The 25,844-nt window shown below is 67.9% G+C and carries 13 protein-coding genes and 2 pseudogenes; 8 read left to right on the top strand and 7 right to left on the bottom strand.

All coding sequences use genetic code 11. The features are described from left to right. The first annotated feature begins 712 nt into the window (after nt 1-712). The 4 genes from ACIGEZ_RS33970 (at nt 713) to ACIGEZ_RS33955 (ending at nt 6,109) form a co-directional block, all read left to right on the top strand. Nucleotides 713-3,427 (top strand): Helicase associated domain protein, encoded by a 2,715-nt coding sequence (locus tag ACIGEZ_RS33970; RefSeq protein ID WP_399839209.1) that lies wholly within the window; start codon nt 713-715, stop codon nt 3,425-3,427. 458 nt (nt 3,428-3,885) lie between these two features. Beyond that, entirely contained in the window at nt 3,886-4,317 is a 432-nt protein-coding gene (locus tag ACIGEZ_RS33965; protein WP_399839206.1) for a DUF5958 family protein, read from the top strand. A gap of 219 nt (nt 4,318-4,536) precedes the next feature. Further along, the gene (locus ACIGEZ_RS33960) at nt 4,537-5,778 is read left to right on the top strand and encodes an ISL3 family transposase (protein ID WP_399839203.1); all 1,242 of its coding nucleotides are present in this window, start codon (nt 4,537-4,539) and stop codon (nt 5,776-5,778) included. Next, nucleotides 5,747-6,109, top strand: a complete 363-nt coding sequence (locus tag ACIGEZ_RS33955; protein ID WP_399839200.1) for a transposase — start codon at nt 5,747-5,749, stop codon at nt 6,107-6,109. Before ACIGEZ_RS33960 ends, ACIGEZ_RS33955 begins: the two co-directional genes overlap by 32 nt. Before the next feature lie 29 nt (nt 6,110-6,138). On the opposite strand, the gene ACIGEZ_RS33950 is transcribed toward ACIGEZ_RS33955, so the two are convergent. Both ACIGEZ_RS33950 and ACIGEZ_RS33945 read right to left on the bottom strand, forming a co-directional pair. Further along, complete coding sequence (locus ACIGEZ_RS33950) at nt 6,139-6,642, bottom strand: hypothetical protein (RefSeq protein WP_399839197.1); 504 nt, start codon at nt 6,640-6,642, stop codon at nt 6,139-6,141. A 515-nt stretch (nt 6,643-7,157) separates the two neighbouring features. Next, nucleotides 7,158-7,298 carry a hypothetical protein gene (locus tag ACIGEZ_RS33945; protein WP_399839194.1) on the bottom strand — a complete coding sequence of 47 codons (141 nt, stop codon included), beginning with the start codon at nt 7,296-7,298 and terminating at the stop codon, nt 7,158-7,160. A 240-nt stretch (nt 7,299-7,538) separates the two neighbouring features. On the opposite strand from ACIGEZ_RS33945, the gene tpg reads away from it, so the two are divergent. Continuing rightward, complete coding sequence (tpg, locus tag ACIGEZ_RS33940; protein WP_399839191.1) at nt 7,539-7,982, top strand: telomere-protecting terminal protein Tpg; 444 nt, start codon at nt 7,539-7,541, stop codon at nt 7,980-7,982. A gap of 34 nt (nt 7,983-8,016) precedes the next feature. Here the strand turns inward: tpg and ACIGEZ_RS33935 are convergent, their stop codons facing one another. From ACIGEZ_RS33935 to ACIGEZ_RS33925, 3 genes and pseudogenes are all read right to left on the bottom strand, one after another. Then, on the bottom strand, nt 8,017-8,499 hold the full coding sequence (locus ACIGEZ_RS33935) for a hypothetical protein (RefSeq protein ID WP_399839188.1): 483 nt from the start codon (nt 8,497-8,499) through the stop codon (nt 8,017-8,019). Between the two features lie 642 nt (nt 8,500-9,141). After that, nucleotides 9,142-9,768 (bottom strand): annotated as a pseudogene (locus tag ACIGEZ_RS33930) (AAA family ATPase); the annotation flags it as partial. A 201-nt stretch (nt 9,769-9,969) separates the two neighbouring features. Next, nucleotides 9,970-11,496, bottom strand: a pseudogene (locus ACIGEZ_RS33925) (Mu transposase C-terminal domain-containing protein); the annotation flags it as partial. Between the two features lie 373 nt (nt 11,497-11,869). Between ACIGEZ_RS33925 and ACIGEZ_RS33920 the strand changes: the two are divergent. Further along, entirely contained in the window at nt 11,870-12,601 is a 732-nt protein-coding gene (locus ACIGEZ_RS33920) for a helicase associated domain-containing protein (RefSeq protein ID WP_399839186.1), read from the top strand. Nucleotides 12,602-12,659: 58 nt separating this feature from the next. Then, entirely contained in the window at nt 12,660-13,031 is a 372-nt protein-coding gene (locus ACIGEZ_RS33915) for a hypothetical protein (RefSeq protein ID WP_399839183.1), read from the top strand. 345 nt (nt 13,032-13,376) lie between these two features. Here the strand turns inward: ACIGEZ_RS33915 and ACIGEZ_RS33910 are convergent, their stop codons facing one another. Further along, entirely contained in the window at nt 13,377-13,754 is a 378-nt protein-coding gene (locus ACIGEZ_RS33910) for a hypothetical protein (protein WP_399839180.1), read from the bottom strand. A gap of 154 nt (nt 13,755-13,908) precedes the next feature. Then, on the bottom strand, nt 13,909-24,438 hold the full coding sequence (locus ACIGEZ_RS33905; RefSeq protein ID WP_399839177.1) for a LamG-like jellyroll fold domain-containing protein: 10,530 nt from the start codon (nt 24,436-24,438) through the stop codon (nt 13,909-13,911). A 651-nt stretch (nt 24,439-25,089) separates the two neighbouring features. Between ACIGEZ_RS33905 and ACIGEZ_RS33900 the strand changes: the two genes are divergently transcribed. After that, on the top strand, nt 25,090-25,518 hold the full coding sequence (locus ACIGEZ_RS33900; protein ID WP_399839174.1) for a hypothetical protein: 429 nt from the start codon (nt 25,090-25,092) through the stop codon (nt 25,516-25,518). Nucleotides 25,519-25,844: the final 326 nt, after the last annotated feature.

Below are 25,844 nucleotides of genomic sequence, written 5' to 3'. Positions count from 1 at the left end.
CCCCGCGGAGCGGGTACCACAGCGCTGCGCGCTGTGCAAGCGAACACCCGCGCTGCGCGCGGGTGTTGCGCTCCCGCTCCGCGGGAGCGCTAGTGACTCGCTGCGCGAGTCACACACCTCCGGTGCTGCGCACCGGAGGTGACGCCCTGTTCGCTGCGCTCCCAGGGCTAGGGGGCTGCGCCCCTGCCCGGGGCTTGCACTTCGCTTCAGCCCCGGGGCTGGCGGGTCCGCTGCGCTCCCCCGCCTTGAACGGTCCTTCCGGCTGCGCCTTCAGAACCGTTAGGCCCGCTGGCGCGGGCCTGGCTGGCTGTGGGGGCCTGCGTGTGGGTTCCAGCGTAGCGCGTGGCTCCGGAAGATGCAGCATGTAACGTTGGCAGAAGTGCAGGACATGGTCTTCGGTGGCTGAGATTATTCGATCCAGTCTTTCCAGCGGGAATGGGCTGGAGCGCAATGTCCGTCTTCGATGGCCTGCTGATAAAGCCGCTGCGGGTCATCCGGGGTTCCGAAAGAGGAGAGGGCGCAGTCGGGGTAGACCGGCTGCAGACCATACCAACCAATCGACACTAGCAGCACGATCAGGAGGGTCGTGAGAAGGTGCTTCCGTGTAGGAGGGTCTGAAATGGGACGGATCATGCAGAGAGCATAGGGCAACTGTGATTTATCTGATTGCCTGGTGGTTCTCTGTGCCTCATGCATACCAGAAGTGGACATTATGACTGCCGTTCAGCTTAGGGAGCATCAGGTAGACCAGCGCTCCGCGTTTCGCAGGTGGGTGGGATTCCCTGCAAGGTCATCTGTGCCCCCGCAGGGTGCGCGGGGCACGATCGTGTCAGCGACCGGCTCGGGCAAGACGATCACGGCTGCCGCGTGCGCGTTGGAGTCGTTCGCGGGCGGCCGGATCCTCGTGACGGTGCCGACCCTGGACCTGCTCGCGCAGACCGCTCAGGCGTGGCGTCTGGTGGGCCACCGGGCCCCGATGGTCGCGGTGTGCTCGCTGGAGAACGACGCGGTCCTGGGCTCGCTGGGGGTGCGCACCACCACCAATCCGATCCAGCTGGCCTTGTGGGCCGGGTCCGGGCCCGTGGTCGTGTTCGCCACGTACGCCTCCCTGGTGGACCGCGAGGACATCGGCGCTGCCGAGGGTCAGCGGAAGGTTCGCGGGCCGCTGGAGGCCGCTCTGGCGGGCGGGGAGCGGCTCTACGGGCAGCAGATGGCCCCGTTCGACCTCGCGATCGTGGATGAGGCGCACGGCACCGCCGGTGATCTTGGTCGTCCCTGGGCGGCGATTCACGACAACGCCCGGATCCCGGCGGACTTCCGGCTCTACCTGACCGCGACCCCGCGCATCCTCGCCGCTCCCCGACCGCAGAAAGGCGCGGCCTGCCAGGAGGCAGAGCTCGCGACGATGGCCGACGACCCGGAGGGCACTTACGGCGCGTGGCTCGCGGAGCTCGGTCTGTCGGAGGCGATCGAACGGGAGATCCTCGCCGGATTCGAGATCGACGTGCTGGAGATTCGCGATCCCTCGCCGGTTCTCGGGGAGTCGGAGGAAGCGCGGCGGGGCCGGCGCCTGGCGCTGCTGCAGACCGCACTTCTGGAGCACGCCACGGCGTACAACCTGCGTACGGTCATGACGTTCCACCAGAAGGTCGAGGAAGCGGCCGCGTTCGCGGAGAAACTTCCCGAGACGGCCGCCGAGCTGTATGCCAACGACGCCTCGGGCGCGGACCTGGCGGCCGCGGGCGAGCTGCCCGCGTCATCGATCGGCGCGGAGTTCTACGAGCTGGAGGCCGGCCGCCACGTCCCGCCGGAGCGGGTGTGGTCGGCGTGGCTGTGCGGCGACCACCTCGTCTCCGAGCGACGCGAGGTGCTACGCCAGTTCGCCAACGGCATCGACGCGGACGGGCGCCGGGTGCACCGGGCGTTCCTCGCGAGTTGTCGCGTGCTCGGGGAAGGCGTCGACATCACCGGCGAGCGCGGCGTCGAAGCGATCTGCTTCGCCGACACCCGCGGCTCCCAGGTCGAGATCGTGCAGAACATCGGCCGGGCGCTCAGGCTCAACAAGGACGGCTCCACCAAGGTCGCCAGAATCATCGTGCCGGTGTTCCTGGAGCCCGGCGAGGACCCCACCGGCATGGTCGCCTCCGCCAGCTTCAAGCCGCTCGTGGCCGTGCTCCAGGGCCTGCGCAGCCACGATGAGCGCCTGGTCGAGCAGCTCGCCTCCCGGGCACTCACGAGCGGCAAGCGCAAGGTCCACGTCCGGCGCGATGAGGACGGGCGGATCGTCGAGGCCGGCAGCGAGAGCGACGGCGAGGACCAGGAGCAGGACGACACCGACGCCGCTGCCGAGTCCGCGCTGCTGCACTTCTCCAGCCCGCGCGACACCGCCACCATCGCCGCGTTCCTGCGCACCCGGGTCTACCGGCCCGAGTCCCTGGTCTGGCTGGAGGGATACCAGGCCCTGCTGCGCTGGCGAGCGGAGAACGAGATCACCGGTCTCTACGCCGTCCCGTATGACGTCGAGGTCGAAGTCGGCGTGACCAAGGACTTCCCGCTTGGCCGGTGGGTGCATCAGCAGAGGAAGGCGCTGCGGGCCGGGGAGCTGGAGGATCGGCGCAAGACCCTGCTGGACGTCCCGGAGGCCGGGATGGTCTGGGAGCCGGGCGAGGAGGCATGGGAGAACAAGCTCGCCGCGCTCCGCTCCTACCGGCGGGCCATGGGGCACCTCGCACCCCGACAGGACGCGGTGTGGGGCGAAGGCGAGGGAGACGACGAGCAACTGGCCATCGGACAGTTCCTCGCCAACCTCCGTCGCAAAGGCGGCCTCGGCAAGAACCCGAAACGGGCGGAGCAGCGCGCGGCGCAGCTGGCGGCGATCGACCCGGACTGGGACTGCCCATGGCCGCTGGACTGGCAGCGGCACCACCGCGTCCTCGCAGACCTCGTCGACGCCGACGGCGTCCTGCCGGCCATCGAACCGGGCGTCGTCTTCGAGGGCGACGACCTGGGCAAGTGGCTTCAGCGGCAGAAGAACCCGGGCACCTGGGCGCAGCTATCGACCGAGCAGCAGGAACGGCTGTCGAAGCTAGGCGTGGAGTCCTTCCAGGCGCCGCCTCCCGCCCCGGCAGCCCCTCGTGCGACGAAGGGCCCGAGCAAGGCCCAGGCTGCGTTCCAGCGGGGCCTGGCGGCCCTCGCACAGTGGGTGGAGCGGGAAGGCGCGGACCGGCCCGTACCGAGGGGGCACGGCGAACAGATCGAGGTCGACAGCGAGGCGGAGACGGTGACCATCAAGCTGGGCGTATGGCTCTCGAACACCAAATCCAGAAGGGACCGGCTGGACACCGACCAACTCACCGCCCTCGAGCAGCTGGGCATGGACTGGGCGAAGCCGGTGACCATCCCCCAGGCTGCCCCGGACAGCCCCTGACCGCCTTCCAGCACCGTGACCGAACCCCGGGCCTCATGAGAGGTCCGGGGCCGGTGCTGTGGCCATGGTTCGGCCGACGTTCTGGCATGTCAGAGGTGCAACGCAGACTCTGCTGCACCCCCGGTGTTGCACGCTGTGCGCCCCCGCTTCTGTGATGAGGATCTGTGAACGCGACCAGTGCTGCTCTTCGTTCCCCAGTCGGTTGGTGTCGGCAACAATGGCCGGGGCCGCCCTGCTGTGTCGGCCTCTTCGGGAGTCGTTTGGCGGCCGGCCTCGTGAACGATGTCGGCGCCTTGTGATGTCACTCAAGTGCTGCGGGGCACATAACGAGCTGCGGAGTGGGAGTCCTGCGGCACTGCCAGATCGCGGGAGCGGACTGTTCCCGGTTCCCGCCCGCGCTGTCTCGGGTGCGGGTACCGGGCCTTCGCCCGGAACCGGCGTCGTGAAATCATCAAGCGATGACCGAACCGACCAGCGACGACGGCCGCACCTTCCGGCGCGAGACCGAGCGGGTCGTCAACGAGATCGCCCAGGGGCTCCGCACGTTGGACGCTGGTGTGAGCTGGTTCTCCGACCTCGCCCCGGCACGCCAGCAGATGGTTCTGCAGGAAGTCGCTGGCTATGCGATGCAGACGCACATTACAGCCGCGGACGGCCGTGCGGGGGTGGCGCGGTCCGGTGTGAAGCCCACGGCCAACCCCTCGGTAATGATCTGCATGGACCCGCCCCGCTACGGGTTCGCGGGCCTGCCCTCCGCCGAACACGTCAAGGCGTTCCGGGTCCTCGTTTCCGTGTTCGCCGTTGCTGACACTCGCCGCCGAGAGACGTACTGCAAAGGCACCTGCGGACATACATGGCACAACCTGCCGGCGGCAACCGAGCATCCGTAGCATCGGCCATTCCGGCTCTGGCTGGGCTGGCTATCGGGCGGCCCCTCCCGAGTGACATCCGTCCGCAGGTCAGCGCGCTGCGGACGGGGAGAAATATGAGCAGCTCTGGGGGAACCCCTGAGCACCGGTTGGGGAAATTCAGGGCTCTGACCGCGCTTGCGTGAATTCCCAGGTCAGCGCCCTGCATGCAGGATCGTTTCCCTGCGGCATTTCCTATTCGTGGACCTCTGCGCGATCAAGGATGTGCTGTTCCCCGGTCTCAACATCGAGTTGAAGCGGCTGATCGTGGAACCGCAGCTCGCAGTCCTGGAGGCGGCAGCATGCGGTCGGCCGCCGCGCTGTCCGGAGTGCGGGGACCGGGGACGTCGGGTCCATTCCACCTACTGGCGCGGGATCGCGGAACTGCCCCTGGCCGGGACGAAGTTGTTGGTACGGCTGCGGGTCCGGCGGTTCTTCTGCGAGCAGAATCGATGCGAGCGCCGGACCTTCGTCGAGCAGGTGGAGGGTCTGAGTGAACGCCGTCGGCGGTCCAGCGTCCGGTTGATGCGGTGGCTGCGGTCGATAGCGACGGAGCTCGGCGGCCGGGCCGGCGAACGTCTGTGCCGCAAGCTCAGTCTCGCGGACGGTCGGACCAGCCTGCTGAAACTCCTGGAGGCTCCGAACGTGCCCGATCGCGCGCCGAGGGTGCTCGGCGTGGACGAGTTCGCGTTCCGGCGCGGACGCCGCTACGGGACGATCCTGATCGACGTGGAGACTGCCCATGTCGTGGACGTGCTGCCCGATCGCACTTCGGAGACCTTCGCCACCTGGCTGACCACGCACCCCGGCGCGGAGATCATCTGCCGCGACCGCGCGAGCGCATACACGAAGGCCGTCAAGGAGGCCGCCCCGGACGCCCTGGAGATCGCGGACCGCTGGCATCTGCTCCAGAACCTGTCCGCCGCGGTGGAGAAGACCTGCCATCAGCACCGGCCCTGCCTGAAAAAGCACGCAGAACGAGTGAGCGAGCGCCCGATTCAGATGCCGCTGCTGGACGCACTGCCGACCACGCGCATCGTCCAACGCGTCCTGCACCACCACGCCGAAGTCACACGCATGGTCGCCGCCGGCTACCCACTGAGCGACATCGCCCGCCGTCTCAACCTGGACCGCAAGACGGTCCGCCGCTACCGCGACACCAGCCTGGACCAACTCCTCGACAGCGCCCGCGACCGCCGCCCCGAGCAACTGGATACCTTCAAGCCGTACCTGCAGCAGCAGTTCGCCGCAGGTGTCACCTGCGGACGGACTCTCTTTCAGCAGATCCGCGAGCGCGGATTCCGTGGCGGCTACTCAACACTCACCGCCTACCTACGCACCCTTGCATGCCGGCACGGCCCCGTCCGCACCTACCGAGATCCCGAGCCCGCGCCGGATCACCGCATGGATCATGCGGAATCGCGACCGCCTCAACGCAAATGAGGTCGAGCAACTCGACCAGGTGCGGCTCGCCTGCCGGGACATCTCTCGGGTCTGCGACCTCGCCCGAGCCTTTACCGACCTGGTCCGCAACCGCCGGGGGCAGCTGCTTACCGACTGGATTCGCCAGGCTGAACTGTCTGACATCGTCTCGGTCGCGAAGTTCGCTGCGTTCCTGCGTCAGGACCTCGACGCAGTCACCGCCGGGCTGACCCTCGAATGGAGCTCCGGCGTCGTCGAGGGCCACGTCAATCGCGTGAAAACGATCAAGAGGGCGATGTATGGACGGGCATCGTTCCGACTCCTCCGGATACGCATCCTCACCCGGCCGTGATGGAGCAACCTCCCGGCCAGCCACGTGACCTACTCCCAGAGGTCCGTGCCGTCGCGTCCACTTGGGTCCATTGTCAGCAGGTCCTCGTGAAGACCTGAGAGGGGGCGACCGGTGGAAGAGCCGTCCTCACCAGACTCCATGACCACCCAGCCGACGTCGACACCGGACACGTTCACGTCCCCGCCGCAATCGAGTTCGTCCACCGTGGCGAAGACGGCTTCGTAGGCAACGGCCCGAGCCAGGAGCACCAGGTCGTCCTTGTCCGCCCCCGCGTCCAGCAGGCGCCGAGCCGCCGCCACTTGTTCCAAGGCTCCCGGGCCTGCCCAGCCGTCGATCGCACCACGCCACAGGGAACGGAGCAGCACGAAGCGTGCCAGCTGCGGCTGGTTCTCTTCGATCTCCGACCTCGCCCACTCTGGCGTATCAGCCGCACCAAGAGCCTCGAATTGCGTTCGAAGCGACTCCGCCGCGGCCCGCTTCGACGGAGCAAGTCCGGACAGCCACGACTGCCATGTCGCCTCGACATCATCCATCGCACCAGGATGCCCTACCAGCAACCCACTTCCCACGAGATCAACAGCTCACGCAAGCGCGGTCAGAGCCAAATTCAGCGAGCTTCATCATCGTGGGGAACAGATTTCACTGCGAAGCGAAGGGCGCTGGACCAAGCCCTGCAACGCCGACTTCAGTGTGGCCGCTTGTCGCCATGAACTCGCTCTCACTCCCATCGGGCAGGCGGAGCACTCCCGGGTCCGCGTCGAAGAGGTCAACGCGACTTTCCGGATCTGACAGTGTGATGCTGCCGGTCCAGGTGCTGTCCCGGTCCGACTCGCGGTTGTCGCTCCGGCGCGGGTCGTAGCGCAGAACGAGGGACGCGGTGACCGCGACTTCGCGACCGTCAGGCATGACAACGACGGCAGGGCCCGCATAGCGCTGACGGCCATCGCCTGGGTGGAAGGGCCAACGAGGATCCATGCCGGGAGGCTAGCGCGCAGCACGTGGACCTCCTTGCCCCGGGATTCAGGGGTTGGGCAGCTGGGTTCGGCCGTCAGCTCTTCCCTTCGTCGACGACGGCGAGGCGGTGGCGCTGTCCGCGTACGGATCGATGGCTCATGTGCGTGCCGAAGGACGGCACCGGGACGCTGGCGACGTCCGTCGTGACCCGCGCCGCTGGCTTGTCGCCGCTCATAGCCTGCGTCAGCCGACGCCGTCCTGAGAATGCAGAAACTGGCAGGCAGGGGCGGGCGATGCGGGAGAACTGACGCTATGGACTGCGGGGTGCTGGCCCTGTGGACTGGCCACTTGGAGAGGCGGACGTGGGACAGATCGAGCTGGGACTGGAGCGCGCGTTGCGCACCCGTCCCATTCCCTCAAGCACTGAGGCCCGCCTGCGATTTCTGCTGACGGCGCACCGGGGTCCACCCGGAAGGTGGCCACGGTACTCGGGGTTTCGCAGCGCACCGTGCAGCGGTGGGTGACGAAGAAGCCAGGAGCGCGTCGTCCCCCGGGTCCGCTGCAGGTCCGGGCGATCGAGGAAGCGGTTCTGGCTCGGTGGCAGCCCCGGATACGGGCCCGTCGGCGTGCCCGGGCTGAGGCGGAGGGCTTCGTCTTCCATACCCATGCGCGATTCGGGTTCGCGGCTCCTGCGGGATCCTCGGACGATCCGCGGGTGCGGTGGATCACCCAGGACCTGCCGGGGGAGGTGGCCCGGGAGCTGTTCGCCGCTCGGGATGCCGGCGCGGGCGAGCAGCAGCAGACGGTGATACTCGCCCGTGCGCTGGGGCACGCCTACCTTCGCGAGTGGGGCCGCCGGGCCCACGGCCTGCACGTGGCTTTCAACGACGTCGAGTTCGCCGACTTCTCCATCGGCTGAGCCTGGCCCGTCGCGCGTAACCACGTCAGGGTGTTCAGTGTCGCGAGGGCCTGGCTCGGCTGACCGGAATCGCTTCGTACTGCTCGGCTTCCTGCCGCTCGCGCCAGTCCCACTCCACACTGCCGGCCGGTCCTTTGCGGCGGGCTGCGGGCGGCTGGGGCGGGCGTAGTTTGGCAGTCTCCGCCACGCGCAACAGGGGCGTACGGTCGCCTGGCGCGGCGAGCAGCTCTTGGTCCTCGCCGAAGGCGAACCGGGTGAAGCAGGCCGCGGCCCGCAAGAAGACGCGCGCCCAGTCGGGTACGGGGTAGGCGGCGCAGCCGTCGGTGTAGCGGGCGGGGTCGTGCAGGGCGAGCGTGGCCGCAGCAGTGTCGTAGTCGCGAGGGCGAGCGGTAGCGAGCTGCTGGAGGGAGGCACCGGTAAACAGCGCGGCGGCAAGGGCCGCGGCGAGGCGGGGATGTGCGGTCGCCGCACGCAACCGGTGGGCGATCTTCTGGGCGGTGTGCGCGGTGAGAGGCACGGGCGGTGGGCGGTGCCGCCAAGCGACCAGGGGTGGCGTGCACGGGACGGCGCAGGGGCGGGGGCTGTCGTAGGAGACGAGGCGGTCCAGTGCGGGCAGGGTGAGCCACCGACCGGCCAGCCCGGTGGGCTCGTCTGCTGGCGGGGGTTCGGTGACCGGCGTGCCGTAGTAGTGGCGGCGGGCTGCCTCGAAGTCGGCGGTGACGGAGTAGTCGGCCGTCGCAGGGCCTGGTGCAGAGCGGCGGGAAGGTGAGGGCGGTGGCAGACCAAGGTCAGGTGGATACCGGTGAGGGCGTGTAGCTGCAGCAGGCGCATCGTGCGGCGGGCGGTGAGGCGGTGGGCGCGCAGGACGGTCAGCCGGTTCACGGGCAGAGCGGTCATCCAGGCGGCAGCGGCTTCCCAGGCGGGCTGACGACCGGCAGGGAAGGGGCCCGGGAGCAGGGGCGGTTTGCCCAGGGCTGCGAGAAGGTCGTGGGCAAGGCCGGTTTCACTGGTGGTGCCCGGGCCGGGGTGCAGGGTGATCCGGCCGGACGACGGGTGGTGGGCGGCCAGGGCGGTATGCGTATGGATCGCGTCGTCATCACGGTCGATGACCACGGTGACGGACGGCGGCCGCACGGCGAGAGACATGGCGGTGGCGTGGTCAGGCGAGGCGGCTGAAGGCCCAGCGCAGCAGTTCCTGGTCCACGCGGGGGCGGCCGGTGCGTGCCAGGGCGGTACGGGTGTGGGCGGTCAGCTGGGCCCAGGCGCGGAAGTTGCCGTGCGCGGCATGCTGGTCGGCGAAGGCGATGTCCTCGGGGTCAGCGTCGGCCCAGACCGGGTGGAACAGCGGGATGACGTCGAGGACCTCATCGGGAGTGAGGCGGGTGAAGTGCTGCCAGATGAAGATGCGGGAGGAGAGCATCGGTTCGCGGCGCAGCACGGTGTGGCAGCCCTCCCCGCCGACGCAGACGATCGCGAGCTGGGTGGAGGGTTCGTCCCAGAGGTAGCGGAAGTATTCGAACGCCTCTCCGTTGAGCCACTGGGCCTCGTCGACGAGGAAGGTGCGGGGGCGTTCTGCCAGAGCGGTTTTCAGCAGGCGGTCGAATTCGCTGGGGTGGCACGGTGGCTCGCCGGCGAGGTCGAGGGCGGTGAACAGTTCGTAGCGCACCGCGCGGGCGGTGGGCCGGGCCCGGAAGGTGATTTTGCGGACGTCCTCGCCTGGTTCGAGTGCGCGCAGGCAGGTGTTGACGGCGAGGGTCTTGCCGAAGCCGGCGCCGCCGTGGATGCACATCATGGCGCGGGCGGCGACGGTGTCGGTGATGTTCTCCCGGGCGGTGAGCAGGGTGCGGGTGGTGACCACGGAGGCGTCGGGCAGGTCGACGTACTGGTAGGTGGCCGCGGTCACGAGGCGTCTCCGTCTTCGTCGGTGGTGGAGGGTACGGCCCGTCCGGCCGGGCCGTCGGGACTGCGGGGCGGGGTCACGACCTGGCGGGAGGGGGGCGGGGCGGGCCGGTGTGGTGAGCGCGGCCAGGGATGGCGGGGTGCGCCAGTCGGCCGGGGGCGCGGCGGGCGGGATGACGTCCGGCAACGCAAGCTGCGACAGGCTGGTGCCGGCACTCCGGGCGAGTTCGGCGTCGGCCTGTGCACCGGTCAGTGCGCCGAGCCGCCGAGGGGGCTCGGCCTGGGTAGCGGCGGCGTAGCGCTCGCGCTGGGCAGCTTCGAGGTCCTTCTTCAGGCGTCGGGCACGGGCAGCCCGCGTCTTCCGTACGGCACTGACCTGCTCCTCGGTGGCCCGGTCGGCCAGGTCCGCGGGGCCGAGGTAGCGGCCGGTGGCGGCGTGGTAGACCTCGATGCGGTGGTCGTGGTGGGGCATGAAGCGGATGCGCACTTGGATGCCGGCCTGGCCGGTCATCCAAGGCCCCACGTAGTCGCGTTTCCTGAAGCGGATACCGCGGGTGCTCAGCGTGCGGATGCCGGCGTCCTCCAGGGTGAACGTCCACAAATCTGCGGCTGGCACGTCCCGCAGCGGGGTGGGATCGTCTTGCCACGCCTGAAGCGGGGTCCGACCCCTCAAGGGCGCGGGACGGTGCTCGGTGTTCCACCACCCTGTCCACTCCAGCAGCCGGGCGGTGAAGTCCTCGAAGCCGAGCAGCACCTCGTCCTTCGGCCGGGAAGCCCGTTTACCGGGGCGCGGCTGACGGGCATAGCCGGGTAGCGCGGCCAGGAACATGCTCTCCACCGCCCGGTTCAGACCCTCGACCGTGCCCTTGAGGTGCGGGGTATAGGCGGGCAGATCCTCCACCGCCACCTCCAGGAGATCGAACGCGGCACTCACCGTCCGGGACAGGAAGTCCTTGCCACGGTCCACCCGCACCTTCTCGGGCAAACCGCCGAACGGGCCGTAGGGGTCCTCGCGCAGGACCGCGGAGCGCAGCGCGGCCAGCACCGACTCCCGCGACGGGTGCACCGGTGTTACCGCGACGCCGGTGATCGCGTTGGTGGCGCAGTCGGTGAACCAGGTGATCCACGGCCGGCGGGCCCTGCCCTCGACATCGATCAGCACCGGCGCCTGGACGTGATCGGTCTCCCACACGTGGTTGCGCCAGCCCCGCGGCCGGGCCAGGAACACATCGTGTTTACGCGCAGCCCGCTCACCACCCGCAAGCCCCGCCCGCTCCCCCGGCGACAGATCCCGTCGGATCGCCCGATGCAGCGTCGTCAGCGACGGTGGGTCTGCAGGTGGGGACTGCCGAGCGGCACGCAGGACCAGCTCGCGATGAACTGCCCGCACGATCCCTTTCCATAGTGCGAGCAGTCCTCGGACTTCGGGCGTGATCGTGAGCCTCGCGTCGGCCCGGGAGCGTGCGCCGGGGTAGGCGGCCGCGGTCTCATCGCTCTGAGCGGTGGCCAGCCAGCGCCACACCGTGCGCTCCGATACCCCCAGCGCATCCGCAGCCAACCGCACATGACCTGCTGTCAGGTTCCCCCCGGCCCGCAGAGCGAGCAGCCGCCGCACCGCAGGCCCGCGGAGTGCCGTTCTCGACACTGCAGGCAGCCCACTACCCGCAGGGACAGCATCTTGGTCCTCCATGCCCCCCCACGCCCCTGCCGCCCAAAAAACCGGTCACCGACCACGGTGCCGCCACGCGGCTCCCGAAGGATCAGAAGTGCCGTTCTCAAGACAGTGGAGCGGAGTGGGGTGTACCAGCCCATGACAGTGACACCCGCTCCAGATACCGCTTCACGACAGTGCCCCGCCCACTCCCCTCCCCCAGCCAGCGAAAACACCCCGACCTGACATACCGTCACTGACACCCACCCACTGACACCCACCCGGCACATCACAGGCAGTGGGTCGCTGACCAGCTCGGGCCTACGGGGCGGGGCAGATGAGCGGCCTGCGCGCCCGGCGGCTGGAGAAGCTGGGCATGGTCTGGTCGCTGGCCGATGAGCGCTTCCAGGAGAACCAGGAGGCCGCGAAGGCCTACTACGAGCAGCACTGGACACTGTGCGCGCCCCGGTCCGCGACCATGCTGGACCGGTCGATCGGACAGTGGCTGTCCAACCTGCGCCGCCCGGGTGCGCTGGCCGAACACCCGGAGTGGGAGGCCGCGTTGAAGGACATCGACGAGGACTGGAACCCTTCGTGGCCGCCGGAGTGGCAGCGGCACTACGCCGTCGTGCGGGAGATGCTCGCCGAGGAAACCATCCTCGGATGCATCGAACCCGGCGTCACCGTCCACGGCATGGACATCGGGAAGTGGCTGGCCCGGCAGCGCCAGCCCGAGGTCTGGACAGCCCTGACCGACGGGCAGCGCGAGCGCCTGGAGACCATCGGCGTCCTCCCGCACGCACCCGAGCTGGAAGCGCCCGCGAAGCCGTCCACGACGCCCATGGGCACCTTCGAGCGGGGCGTTGCCGCCCTGGCGCAGTACAAGGCCCGCACCGGCTCCCTGACCGTCCCACGGGGACACGTAGAACAGCTGCCGGACGGGAGCGAGGTCAAACTCGGAGTGTTCCTGTCCAACACGAAGAGCCGCCGAGCCAAGCTGACCACCGACAAACTCGCCACGCTCGCCGCACTCGGACTCGAATGGGCGGCCACGGAAGGAGCGGCGTGATGACGCACCCGAGCGGGACGCGGGAAAGCAGCCGGTCAGCGGTGACCCGCGTCGGCGGATGGGCGACTTCCAAACGATGGCGGTCAACGCCCGGATGCAGGTCCATGCGGCCCTTGCGGCCGCCGGGCTGGAGCCGGATGAGGCGGACGAACTCGTCTGCGCGCTCGAGGCCGGCGCGGTCGCCGGGGCGCACTGCTCGGTCGAGGAACTGGACGGCTGTGCCCCCGGCGCCCACGGCACCGCGTACGGGAAGGGCTGGGACGGCGGCGTGGACCGGGCGCTGGAGGTGCTGGTGTCCACCGCCGACAGCGTCTACCGGCAGCGCGGCCGCGCTCGGGTTGCCGGAGCGCTGCTGATCGGCGGGGAGATCCTCCGCAGCCGGCTCGCCGCGGCGGACCAGGCCGGAGAGGAGCAGGGCCATGCCGGATGACCACGCGGAAGAGCAACGCGTGCAGGCGGCCGTAGAGCGGCACGCTCGCAACAGCGCCTTCGCGGAGGCGGAGAAGGCCATCTCCCTGCTGCTGTCCGACCCTGGCGTGCGGGAGGCACGGGATCGGGTGGAGGCGGCGGAGACGGAGCTCGGCATGGAGCTGTGCTCCCGTCTCCAGCCGTTCCAGGACCTCTACGACCAGGCCGTGGCGGACGGCGGTGCGGGCCCGGCTCACCGGGGCCTGTGCGGGCAAGCACGGCCGCTGGGGGCGGATCTGCGTGCTGCCCGGGGGCCCGAGATTACGACAGCGCCCGCCTGGGCGAGGACTCCGATTGACCGCGATCGTTACTCAATGAGGCGAACCGGAGGTTTCGCTCGAGGCACACCCGAAGGCAACCCTCGACGCTCCAACGTGCCACCCAGCCATGAAGCGAGGAACGATACAACCCCTCCCGGAAACTCCCACCAATCGTCATTAGCACCGCTAATAACGATCGGCCACAAATCTGGCTCCGAGGCAGCAGTGCGCCAATAGAATTGGTCTCCAGAATATGTGGCGGCGATGGGAATCAAACCACCTTCAGACGGATAAGGCACATAGCCGTGAGACTCTCCGCAATCCGCCAGATCAGCGAGTACGTCGAGGTCCTCTAGGAGACCATCACAGAACTCCTTCTCCCTGCCGATCATGGGGATGTAGATGTTAAGGAATTCATCCACCACGAAAGGAGGGTAGGCCTCGGCGAGAATCTTGTAATCAGTCGGCAAGTCAACCACGCCCAGATTGGCACAGATCTTTCGCCAATCTAGCTGACGCGAGTGCCGAGGTCGCTGCCTCAAAAGGGCGGGAACGGCGGATTCCAACGACTGAAGCATTTCACCTACTCCTCTCACAGGTCACTTGAACTTCCGGGATGTTCTTGATGTAGACGTCAAAGAGGGGTCCCGTGTCAGCAACGGCAGTCATTCTGATCCCATCGGGAATCTTCGCACTGCCATCTCCGTAGACCAACTGCCCAGAGTACTGAACCCATTCTGACCTACCAGGGGTCAATGCTCGAGCCATCGCATTCTCACACTTCTTCATCCCGCTCAGATTCATCTTCGCATGGCCAGTGAAGAGGTTTTCAGAGCGCCATTCACCGTAGAACCTGTCAGCCAGAATATGGGTCCTGTTGTAGATCGGCTTGCCGTTGACTCCCTCATTATTCCCTACGGGGAATCCAGCGACGTCCACAGCGCCGCTGTCGTCACGCTTGCTATTAGTAGGCTTAACGTCGCTCTGGCAAATCAGCGCGGTCACACCCGTGGGTCGCCCGCCCTGCAAGGGCTGGTAGTTGTAGCGCTCCGAACGTGGCCTGCTGCACCGGTCATCATCGTCCTGACCGGAGCCACCAGGGTTACCCGGACCAGTGGCAGTCGAGACAATCTCGTCGGGCGCTGCGGCGGGATTGAACAGATCGCCGCCGCCTAGCATCCCAAGGATGTCGAGACCGTCAAAGATCAGCTCCCATCCGTCACCGACTTCCCAGCCCCGGTTCTTGAGGGCACCCCAGTCGATCTTCGGGAGCCAACTGGGTGCAGTCGGCGGGTTCTTTCCGTCGTAGGGATTCGGGTCGATCGGAGGGGGCGGGGGCGCAGTGTAGGTGGGGTAGATCTTGCACGCGGTGCAGCTGCCGCCGTTACCGCCACCGCCGCTGCTCCCATTGTCGGTGCCCTTATCTCCACGGTCCTTCGGCGTTCCTGTCCCGCCGCAATAGACGTAGCACGCGCCTTCTGGAACCTCGTCTCCACCAAACGTGGGTGTGCCGCGCCGTTGGAAACTGGAACTGAATGTGGGGGACCAGCGACCTCCGAGCTCCCAACCGATCTTCCAGGCGGCGTTCTTCCGAGAGGCCCGATTGCCCCAGTCGTTCAGCCACCCACCGAGTCGCCTCCTGAAGGTGGGACGGTATGTGGAGTCTGAGTGTGATCCTGCGGCGTAGTTGTAGTCCCTCGACGCTTCAATGACCCTGTGACCGGTCGGGTCAATCCCGTTGAGGGGCTGGCCCATCCCGTAGGCGTACCGGTTGGCTTGGCCAGATGGACTCGGGTCAAGCTGCCAGGTGTCGCGGGCGGTGAAGTTGCCAGTGCCGGGCTGGTACCAGCGGGCGGCCATGTTCACTTCGCCAGTGGCATTGTCCGTCCAGCCGGACTGGTAACCGAGGGCGGGATTGGTGCCGGTGGTCGCGGTGGTCTTACCGAAGGGGTCGTAGGCGCGGGATGCCTGGACGGAGGTCCCATCGGAGCTCAAGCCGGCCACAACGTCGGTGTGCTGATCGGTGACGGCGATCTGCGCGAGGGTGGGGTTGGTCTTGGGGGTGCTGGCGAGGAGTGTGCCACCGGGGGTGCGGGTGAATGCAGTTGTGTTGTCGGTGGTGAGGTTGTTGGAGCCTCCGTCATAGGTGAAGGAGTTGCCGTCGGCAGTGAGGACGCGGTCGAGGGAGTCGTAGGTGTAGGTGCTGGGACCGTTGGTAATAGTGCGTTCGAAGGCGTCGGAGGTGACGGTTCGGGTGCTGCCGTTCTCGGTGACGGACTGGGTGGTGCCGCGGGCGGTGTAGGTGTAGCTGTCGGTGCCCCAGGTCTCGAGGCGGTTTCGGGCGTCGTAGGCCGCGTTGGTGGTGCCCTGCTGGGTGAGGTTGCCGGCCTTGTCCCAGGTGTAGGGGACGGTGGTTGTCCCGCTGGTCCAGGACTGCATGCGGCCGGCGAGGTCGTAGTTGTAGGTGTTGGTGGCGGCGCCTGCGGTGCCGGTGGTGGTCTTCTTCGTCAGGTGGTCGGCGTCGTCGTACGCGTAGGTGATGCCGGTGACCGACGTGCTCGTTCCTGTGTTGGTGATGGTGTCGGAATTCAGGCGGCCGAGGTCGTCGTAGCCGTAGCTGCGCTGTGCGCCGACGGTGAACTGTCCGTCAGCACCAGGTCGGGCGTACTGCTCGAGGGTCGGCCGACCGGCAACGTCGAATTCGTAGCGAACCTGGGTGCCGGTGAGAGGGTCGGTCGCGGCGTCAAGGTGGCCGGCCGTGTCGTAGGTGTAGGCGGTCTGGCCTGCGGCGTCGGTGCGCGCCGTCATGGCGCTGTCGGCGTCGTAGGTGTAGCGCGTTTCGCCGGAGGGTCCCTGGGCGTGGAGGAGCTGTCCGCGGTCGTTGTAGGTGTATGCGTTCGCGGCGTTGCCGCTGGTGGTGGCGGCGCTGGTGAGGCGTCCGTCCAGGTCGTACGTCAGGCTGCGAGGCTCGGTGGCCGCAGCGGCTCCGCTTCCGGTCTCGGCGGTGAGGTTGCCGAGTCCGTCGTAGGTGCGCTGGCGCTTGACGTTGCCGGGGAGCAGTTCGGTAACTGGCTGACCCGCCGCGTCGTAATTGGTGGTCCAGGTGCGGTCGCCCGAGGCCGGATGCTGGGACGTGGTGGGTTCGATGGTGGATTCGGGCAGGTTCCAGGCGTTGAAGGTGTATGTGGTGGTGTTGCCTCGGCCGTCGGTGAGGCGGGTGCGGTTGCCGTTCGCGTCATAGCCGAACGATATGGTGATCTGGTCGGTGGCCGAGATCTTCTCGGTCTGGCTGGTCAGCTGTCCGAGCGCGTCATAGGTGTAGTCGGTGTGGCTGCCAGCCGGGCCGTCGGCCGAAGTCCGATTGCCATCGGGGTCGAAGGCGGCCTTGGCTGAGCGCAGTACGGTGGTGCCGGTGCCGTAGTCCTTGGCATCGGTGATGTTGTCTAGGCCGTCGTAAACGGTCTGGGTCTTGCGGTTGGTCGGGTCGATTGTCTCGACCGTGCGGCCGAGGCCATCGTAGGAGAAGCGGGTGGTGCCCAGGCCCGGGGCGGTGACCGCTGTGGGTTCACCGGCCGCGTTGTGGACGGACGTTGTGGTGCGGCCGGCCGGGGTAGTGGAGGTGGTCTGGTTACCCGCATCGTCCCAGGTGTAGCGGGTGGTCAGGTTCTGCAGGGTCGGGTAGCGCTCGATGGTGGTGGCGGTGAGCTGGCGGCCGAGTTCGTCGTAGGTCGCCTCTGTGCGCGCTCCGGTCGGGGTAGTGGCGGAGAGCTGCAGGCCGGTCGGGGTCCAGGTGTAGCGGGTGATGCCAGCGCCGCTCAGGTCGGTCTGCGCGGAGTTGAGTGGATTGGGCTCGGTCAGGCCGGGCTGGGTTCCAGGAGTGGGGTCGGTCTTCTGGGTGAGGTTGCCGAGCTGGTCGTACGCGAGGCGAGTGATGCGGCCCAGTGGGTCGGTCACGGTCTCCGTGCGGCCGAGGGCGTCGTACGTGGTGTGAGTGACTGCTGTAATGGGCTGGCTCGCACCCGGCGGGGTGTAGGCGGGCAGGCTCACGTCCGTTGCGCGGCCCAGCTTGTCGACGGCTGTGCTGGTGACGGCGCCGCGGGCGTCGCGAGCGTGGGTGAGCTCGCTAAAGGTGTTGTAGCCAGCAAGCGTGGTCGGACGTGTCGTCGTGGCGGCGGTGCCATTCTGCTCGGTCGGAACAGCTGGAGCCTTGGTCTCGACCAGGCCTCCCAGCGCGTCATACCGGTAGGTGGTGGTGTGGGCAGCAGGGTCCGCACCGTTGATGTTGCCTCGGGCGCCGACCGTCGAGATCACGAGGCCGCGCTGGTCGAAGGTGCTGGTGGTGGTCCGCAGCGTTCCTGTGGCGTCGGAGACGGTAGTGCGGGTGGGGTTCCCCGCCACGTCGTACTCGGTTGTCGCGGTAATGCTGTTGCCGCTCGCGTCGATGGTGCGGGTTTCGCGGGTGACGTGGTCGTCGTTGTCGTAGCCGAAGGTTGTCTTGCGCGCGAGGTCTTCGGGGTCGAGAAGGCTTTCAATGACTCGGCCGGTGGCGTCCACCGTATGGGCGACGACGGTCTTGCCGTTGCCGGTCACCTGGCGCGTGAGGTTGCCGGCGCCGTCGTAGGTGTTGCGCTCGACGACGATGTCGTGGCGGGTGCCCTCGGCCTGGGTGACCTGCTTGACGGTCGTGGTGGCGGCGAGGTTGTCGTCGTAGTAGCCGTACTCGGTGACGGCGCCCATGGCGTCAGTGGTAGACGCGAGACGGCCCGCCGGGTCGTAGGCGTTGGACTCGAGCACCAGGTCGCGAGGCTCGCCGGAGGGGTCTCCCGTCCAGCCCTTCAGGGTCGTCTCGTACTTCTGGCCACGCGGCGTATAGGTGTGGACGAGCCTGTTACCGGCAGCGTCCGTCTCCTCCTTCACGCGGCCAAACTCATCGTAGGCGAAGGTCGTGCTGTGGTTCTCCGGGTCGGTCACCGTGTCCTGGCGGCCCGAGTCGTCGTAGTGGTAGCTCGTGGCGCGAGCAGGGTCGCCGCCCGTGGTGTCCTCGGCGGTCTCGGTCAGGAGGTTGCCGTCCGCGTTGAAGGTCCGGCTGACCTTCGCTGTGTGGATCGTGTTGGTGATCTCGTTCTTCACGCCAGCACCGGTTTCGCTGACGACGTGAGACATGTCGTCGTAGCCGAAGGTGGTCATGACACCGGTCGGGAAGGTGTCCGAGATCTGCTTCTCGGACGTCTTGCGACCGATGCCGTCGTACGTGAACGAGGTCACCAGCCCCGACGGGGCGGTCGTCTTCGCGACGTCGCCGTTGGCGAAGTACGCGTACGCCGTGGTCGCGCCACCGGTTGTGACGGTCGTCTTCACCAGGCCGGCGGGCGTGGTTCCACCGCCGACAGCGGGCTCCGTTCCGTCGGTGTAGGTGGTGGTGGCCTTCCGAGCGTCGGCGAGGGTGACGGTGTCCTTCAGGCCCTTGTCGGTGTAGGTGGTCGTCGTCTTGTAGCGGTTGTCGGCCGGGCCGGAGGAGCGGGCGTCGCGGGCGGCGGTCTGCTTGCCGTTGCGCGGGTCGAGCGGGTCGGCGGTGTTGTTGTAGTACTCGGCGTAGGAGGTCCAGCAGGAGTTCGCGTCCCTGCAGGTGGTGCGGGAGACCGTGTTGCCCTGGGCGTCGTGGCCCGTGATGGTCGGGTGCCCGTTGGGGTCGGTGACTGTGTGGAGAAAGCCGCCGGTGTCGTAGGCGTAGGTGGTGCGGCCGCCCTCGGCGTCGGTGGAGGCGATACGGCGCTGCCCGCGCAGTGCGTCGTACGTGGTGGTGGCGGTCTGGCCCTTCGGGTCGGTGACGGTGACCGTCATCGCGAGCGCGGACGTGCTGGAGTGCTCGCGCGACTGGAAGTGCTCGGCAACCTGGTCAGCGGTCAGGCCGTGCTGGTAGATGGCGACTTCGTCGATCTGGCCAGTGAAGTACGAGACTTCACCAGGGGCAGCGGGCCAGTTCTTGGCGAAGCCGGCGCCGATGTAGGTGCGGGTGTTGGATTGGTGACTGACCGCGCCGGTCAGCGTGGCGGCCTGGACGCCGTCGAGGTAGAGAACCTGGGCGGTGCCGGTGGCGGTGACCACGGCGTGGTGCCACTGGTCGTCGTTGACGCTGTCGGCGGAGGCGACCTTCGCCGTGCCGAGGCCGGGTGAGTAGAACTTGCCATTCAGCTTGCCGTCCGTTCCCACGTACAGCAGGGGGGCGTAGGTGCCAGTGGCGGTGGTACCGCCGATGGCGTCGGACTGGTCACCGAGCAGGACGCCCGGCTTGGTGGTCTTGAACCACAGCTCGACCGCGAGATCCTTCGATCCGCGCAGGATGCTGCCGGGTATCTCGGTGTAGCCGTTGCCGTTCAGGCTGATGGCCGTGTTGTCGCCGGTACCGAACACACCGTCGCTGCCGAGGGCGGTGTTGGTGTAGAAGCCGTCGCCATCTTGCGCGGCGGACAGGCTGTTCGCCCTGCCTCCACTGGTTTCGTCCAGGCGCCAGTAGCCGGCCGGGGCATCAGCGGTGACCGCGCCGCGGTAGTGCGGGCCGTCACCGGTGACCATGCCGGTGCGGGCCCGGTAGTGGGCGCTGATCTCAGCCGGGGTGAGGGCCTTGGGATAGAAGGCGACCTCGTCGAGTGCGCCGCTGAAGTAGCCCCATGTGTCGCTGGAGTCCAGGGCGGCCCAGCGCGAACCGGTGCGGCCCTTGCCGAAGAAGATCCGGGTCTGGTCCAGGTGCGTGATCGCGCCCGAGGCCTGGCCCGCGAGGACGCCGTCGACGTAAAGGGCGGAGGTGTTGCCGTTCCCGGTCAGCACGGCGTGGTGCCACTGGCTGTCGTTCACGGTGTTCTTCGAGACCGGGGGGATCCAGTTGGTGGTCTCGGAGTAGAACTGGCCGTGCAGCTTGCCGTCCGTTCCCACGTACAGCAGCGGGGTGGCGTGGGTGGGGACCTGGTCCTCGCTGATGTCTGCGTTCGACTCGGTCAGCAGGATGCCGGGCTTGTCGGTACGGAACCACAGCTCCGCGGACAATGCGGTGCCGTTGAGGGAGGCGTCGGCAACCTGGATGTAGGAGTCGCCGTTCAGGCCTGCGGCAGTGTCGTCGCCGTCGGCAAAGGCACCGTAGGTGCCCAGCGCGACGTTGTCGCCGTAATCACCGTCCGCCCCCTCAAGGAGTGCGCTGGCCGCGGTGATCCCGCGGCGGTCGCCGAGCCGCCAGTACTCGCTCGGGCCAGAGGCACGCACGGTGTCGGCGTAGGCGGTGGAGCCGGCCGAGAAGCTGGGGGCGGAGACCTTCCAGGTGCCCTTGTTCGCGTCGGTGACCTGGGTGACGCGCTCCGTGTCGGAGTCGTACACGACCTGCGAGTCGACCCGTCCCGAGGGAAGGGTGACCTTGGTGATACGGGAGGTGGAGGCCTTGGCGGTGTAGTGCTCAAGGACCGTGCCTGCGTCGAGGGTGTGGCCGTAGACGGCTACCTCGTCGATCAGGCCGTTGAAGTGGCCGAGCTGGTCGGTCTTGTCGATTCCCAGCCACGGCACATTGGTCCAGCCCAGGCCGACGTAGGTGTAGCGCTGCTCGAGGTGGTCGATCGCTCCGGTCTTGGAGCCGACCGCCTTGCCGTCGAGGTACAGCGTCTGCGCCGTGCCGGCACCGGAGAGCACCACGTGGTGCCAGGCGTCGTCGTTGACGACGCCGGTGGAGGTCAGGGCGGTCCAAGAGGTGCCGGGGTAGTAGAACTGGCCACGGAGCTTGCCGTCCGTACCGACGAACAGCAACGGGGTGGACTGACTCACCGTCGGATCGACGTCCTCCATCCGCTCATTCGCCTGCGACAGCAGCACACCGGCCTTGGTGGTCTTGAACCACATCTCCACCGACGCGAACGGCGACGAACCAAGCGCGTCATCGGCGAGGGCGAGATAGGAGTCGGTCCCGTCGAAGGAGCCGGCCTTGCTACCAGTCCCGGACAGCGCACCCGCGGCTCCGCGGGCAACGTCACGGTACTGGGCATCGTTCATGCCGCTACCGGAGACGGTCTCGCTCGCGGCGGTCTCCCCCTCGACCTCGTTAAGGCGCCAGTACGCTGACGGTCCGGCGTCCAGCACCGTGCTGCGGTACAGGCTGCCGCCCTCATACGCATAGACCGTGCAGGCCGTGCTCGACGACGGCGGACACACCTTCACCAGGCGGTCGCCCTCATAGGTGTAGGTCCACTTCAGTGCGGTACCCGCACCGCTGACGGCGTTCGTTTCCGCCGTCGCGACGTGCCCGTTCGACCACGTGAACGTCAGGGTGCGGCCCGACAGCACATCCTTGGCCCGCGTCAGCACACCGTCGGTGTACGTCAGCTCCTGCACCCGGCCATGTCCGTCAGCGATCTTCGTCAGCAGGCCAGCGGCGCTGAAGGTGTAAAGGGCCCCTGAGCCGTCACGCAAGGTCCACCCTCCACCGGTCTCGGCCTTCAGCTTGCCGACGGACCCAGACGGGGCCGCGTAGCTGCCGTCCGCGTTCTTACCGAAACGCACCTGGGCACCCGTGGCCAGCGTGATCACCACACCGCCCGTTCCCTCGGGCGTGGCTCGCATGTCCCAGCGCGTCGCCCACCCGGCGCCGAAAGCATTCTTCTGCCGCGGATCCAGCGAGTTGTAGGTCCGAGTCACCGCCAGCTCAGGTCCGACTGTGGGAAGGGACGCGTCGGTGGCAGCAGTGACGAAGTTTCCGGCGCGCTCGCCAAAGCTCCGGCCGCTCTCAGAACCACCGAGATGGCTGGTGATCGCCGGCTGGGAAACCTGGGTCGTCAGGAGGGACGGACGGATTCGCGTGGAGGTGGCGCTGCCGTCGTAGGCGTACGGGTACCAGGCGTAGGTCTTCGCCCAGGACAGCCAACCGCTCGTCACGGCCCACTGCTGCGAATTGACCTTGGGGCCCATCTTGCAGTTCTTGCGCGTGTCCTTGCCCTCGACCTCGCACACCTCGAACTGGTACTGCAACGCCTTCAGGTAGCGGTCGCGGTCCGCGCCAGACGCCCAAAGCGTCGGCGTCAGCGTGTTGATCACGGCGCCGCTCGCTGGGGCAGCGCCGGTGATGTAGGGCGGGATGTTGACGGCGGACACCTTCACAGCCGCTGTGGGCACGCCGGCGCCGCTGAAGGTGGCGATGCCGTTGTCGTTCATCGTCCAGGCAAGGGTGTAGTCACCCGGGGTCAACGGAGCGACCTTCGCATCCACGGTGACTGTTGCCCCCGGGGGAACGTCTGCCGGCATTGGCGACCAGCGGATCTTCGAGGTGTCGGTGATCTCCTTACCGGCGGCATCGTAGAGTAGGTAGCGCAGGGAGAAGTTGCCGTTCTTCGGCCACGTCTGCTGCCCGCGATTCGTCACCGTGACGCGGAAGACACCCTCGGACGTCGCCGTCATTGGGGTGATGAAGGTACCGAGCTTGTAGGTGGCGCCGTACTTGGTCCACGTCACGTCCAGCGACGGCTTGCCGTTCGGGTAGTCGTCGGAACCGAAGTTCTTCCACGCGTACGAGTCCGTCGTGGAGGCCTTCACCGCAAGGCCGTAGTTCTTCTTTCGGCCATGCGTCCAGTCATCCACTAGCTGCCGGCCCGCCGAACCCAGGCTGATCGACTCCCACGCCGCTGCCCCGCACGGCCAGGACGTCGTCCCTTCGGGACGCCAGGCGTGCGCGAAACTCTTCGAGCCGAGCGCTGGGCCAGTCGACGGGCCGGGGTATGTCGATGTCGTCGACTCGAGCCAGCTTGAGGTGATGGCGTGGACCGTCACTGGGCGGGCCGTGCACGAGTACGAGTGAGTGTTGTAGAGGGCCAGGCGGGCGCTGATGACCCAGGCGTTCTTCAGGTTGCTTTCGAGGCCGGCGAAGCGCAGGAATGCCGCAGCCTTGTGGCCGCCCTTGTCATAGGTGCCGACCTTGATGTTGGTGTCACTGGAGAAGTTCGTGTTGTACGGGGACTGCACATAGGTGCCGGATGAGGCCGTCGTGCCCGTGACCGTGGTCACCGTCGGGTCGACCTTGACCGGGAAGACGCGCTGAGGGTCACGCAGCCACTCGGTGTCCAGCGACACCTTCAATGCCTGACCGCCAGTGATGTCGACCAGTTCGTAGTGGACGCCGTTGGAGATCTCGCCCTGGTTGGAGTTCGGGGCGAGGCTGGAGTCCTCCATCCATCCCGCAGGCATCGTGGCCTTCACACCGCCAGCCGCATCCCGGAAGGTCACGGCCCCCGTGCTCTCAAGGCGCGGGGTCACTCCCTGGATGTGCAGCGGGAAGACCCACTCCGTCGGGGCGTCGGCGCTGTGAAGCGTGATGACTTCCTTCACCGACGTGCCACCGGCGACGAACGTCAGATCGGCTTCAGGGCGCACCGCGCGGTAGGTGATGGTGCTGGCGTCCGCCTCACCCGCGGCGTGCGCGACGTTCTGCACGGAGAAGCCAACCGACGTGTCAGCACCGGTCTTCAGCGAGACGAGGGGAGCGGCGTCGGCGTAGCCGCCGAACGTCGTCTCCGTCTCCCCCGAAGTGATCTTCCAGCCGTCCTCGGACGTGTTGATGGCGCGCCCCAGCGTTCCGCTCTTTGGCAGAGGCCGCAAAGTGGTGTCGATCGGCTTCCAGTTGCCAGCGGCGTCCTGGAAGTTGACCGGCTCCTCGTAGAAGCGCGTGGTCAGCGTGCCGTCCGCGTTCTGGAACGTCGTGGAGGTACGGTTCCGCTCCCCGGCGAGCTCACGGCTCGTCGTCGGGTCGAACCCCTTCGGCTCCACCTGCTCGACCGCTGCGGGAGCGGTGGCCGGCGCCGGAATCTCCGCATCGGACAATCCGCCGCCTGGGGTGGCTGCGCCGTCGAGGGGAAGCTCGCCAGGTGCCGGGGCGTGGCCCCGTCGGCCGCCGGTCGCGCTGACCGAGGTGTCGCCGGCGGTCGACTCCGAGGGACGGCCGTCCGCGGAACCCCAGCGCTGGTCAGGCGCATCCGCAGTTCCTACGGGCGCGCCGGCGAACGTCTGCGCAGCTGCCACTCCTTCCGTACCGGCCAGCGCGGCCATAACGAAGGCAACAGCAACGGAAACAGGCCGCACGAAACGCACGGAAGCCTCCCTCGGAACACGATCAAGAAGGGTCAGTAGATCGACAAATCTATGCACTGAGCAAGCCGCGTATTCATTTCGTGATCATTAAGTGAAGATCGTCACTTCACAATTGCCAATTAGTTGAACAAAAAGCGCCAGGCGTGAAGCTGCTGATCAACAACTCGCGACGCTCTCGGACGTGCAGTGCGGTCTCATGTGCAACCAATCCCAGCCAGGGGTGGCCTGGCGGGTCATCACCCATCTCCGTTCGCCCCGGATGGCCGACCGTCTGCAACACGACCCGACCCGCTCCCAAGCCGCCACGGGACTCGACTCCCGAGCACCGACGGATCGCGTCGCCCGCGCGCTGGCGAGCAGCGTCCGTACGTCGTTCTTGCCGCCTGCCGGTGTGCGCTGCGGCAAGCCTCCGGCCGGAGCGCCGTCCGGGCCGGCGGCAGCTGGATCAGCGCCTGGTGCCGCACGGGCTGCGGGCACGGCTGTGCGACGAGGTCCTGGAGGAGCCGCAGCCGGCCACAGCGTGACACCGGGGGCGCGGCATCGTTGGACGGTGCGACCCCCGAGCCTGGCCCCGGAATGTCATGGCCCGATCCCCGGGGCCCGTGGCGTGTCTAGAGCGGTCGCTCAAGTCTGGAACGGAGGCGACGGCAGATGATCCCCGGCCCGCACCGCATGAAGGGCGGGGCGCCGCAGCTCGGCGTGGATGTGCTGGGTCGGATCGGGCCCTTCGGCCCGTACGGCGGCGCGCGCGATCCTGGCGACATGGAGATCGAGATCCTGGCCGTGCCCGACTGCCCCCACCAGCAGCTCGCCGAGGAGCGGCTTCGACAGGCGCTGGACGAATCCGGGCTGGCCGCCACCGACATCACCACGCGCGTGATCGCCGACCAGGCCGAGGCTGAACGGTCCCGGTTCACCGGCTCCCCGACCATCCTGCTCGACGGACGCGACCCGTTCGCCGAGCGCGGGGCTATCCCGTCGCTCGCCTGCCGGATCTACCGCACCCCCGACGGCCCGGCCGGAGCACCCGGCGTCGACCAACTCCGCTGGGCCCTCGACGCGGCCGCTGACGCGGGATAGCACCGATGCTGCCGGTTCACCAGGGAGGAACGAGGTCTTGGTTGGACGGAGAGGGCGCGGGCACACAGTCCTTTGAGCAGTAGTGGGGCGGAATGCTCAGGTCAAACATCCGACCGAGGAGTTCTGCTCCGCACGCCGCACAGGAACCGGCCTTCTCTCGGATGCGGCGCACCTCGCTGCGCGCGACGCCGTGAAGCCGGATCTGCTCGCGCTCGATCGCGTGCCGCATGTCTAGGTGTATTGCCCAGTGAGGTTGGGGACGCGGCTGGCGGGTGGTTTGCCTGCGAGTGCGGTGTGTCCGCGGTGGTGATTGTAGGTGTGCAGCC

Source organism: Streptomyces sp. NPDC085481 (assembly GCF_044541845.1).
GTDB lineage: Bacteria > Actinomycetota > Actinomycetes > Streptomycetales > Streptomycetaceae > Streptomyces.
The sequence above is the reverse complement of the archived record's forward strand: the minus strand, read 5'-3'. Positions and strand labels throughout refer to the sequence as shown.

What these genes read in the sequence shown, in the direction of transcription:
- ACIGEZ_RS33970 (WP_399839209.1), top strand. Translation starts at nt 713, where the DNA reads ATGACTGCCGTTCAGCTTAGGGAGCATCAGGTAGACCAGCGCTCCGCG.
- ACIGEZ_RS33965 (WP_399839206.1), top strand. Translation starts at nt 3,886, where the DNA reads ATGACCGAACCGACCAGCGACGACGGCCGCACCTTCCGGCGCGAGACC.
- ACIGEZ_RS33955 (WP_399839200.1), top strand. Translation starts at nt 5,747, where the DNA reads ATGCGGAATCGCGACCGCCTCAACGCAAATGAGGTCGAGCAACTCGAC.
- ACIGEZ_RS33950 (WP_399839197.1), bottom strand. Translation starts at nt 6,642, where the DNA reads ATGGATGATGTCGAGGCGACATGGCAGTCGTGGCTGTCCGGACTTGCT.
- ACIGEZ_RS33945 (WP_399839194.1), bottom strand. Translation starts at nt 7,298, where the DNA reads ATGAGCGGCGACAAGCCAGCGGCGCGGGTCACGACGGACGTCGCCAGC.
- ACIGEZ_RS33920 (WP_399839186.1), top strand. Translation starts at nt 11,870, where the DNA reads ATGAGCGGCCTGCGCGCCCGGCGGCTGGAGAAGCTGGGCATGGTCTGG.
- ACIGEZ_RS33915 (WP_399839183.1), top strand. Translation starts at nt 12,660, where the DNA reads ATGGGCGACTTCCAAACGATGGCGGTCAACGCCCGGATGCAGGTCCAT.
- ACIGEZ_RS33900 (WP_399839174.1), top strand. Translation starts at nt 25,090, where the DNA reads ATGATCCCCGGCCCGCACCGCATGAAGGGCGGGGCGCCGCAGCTCGGC.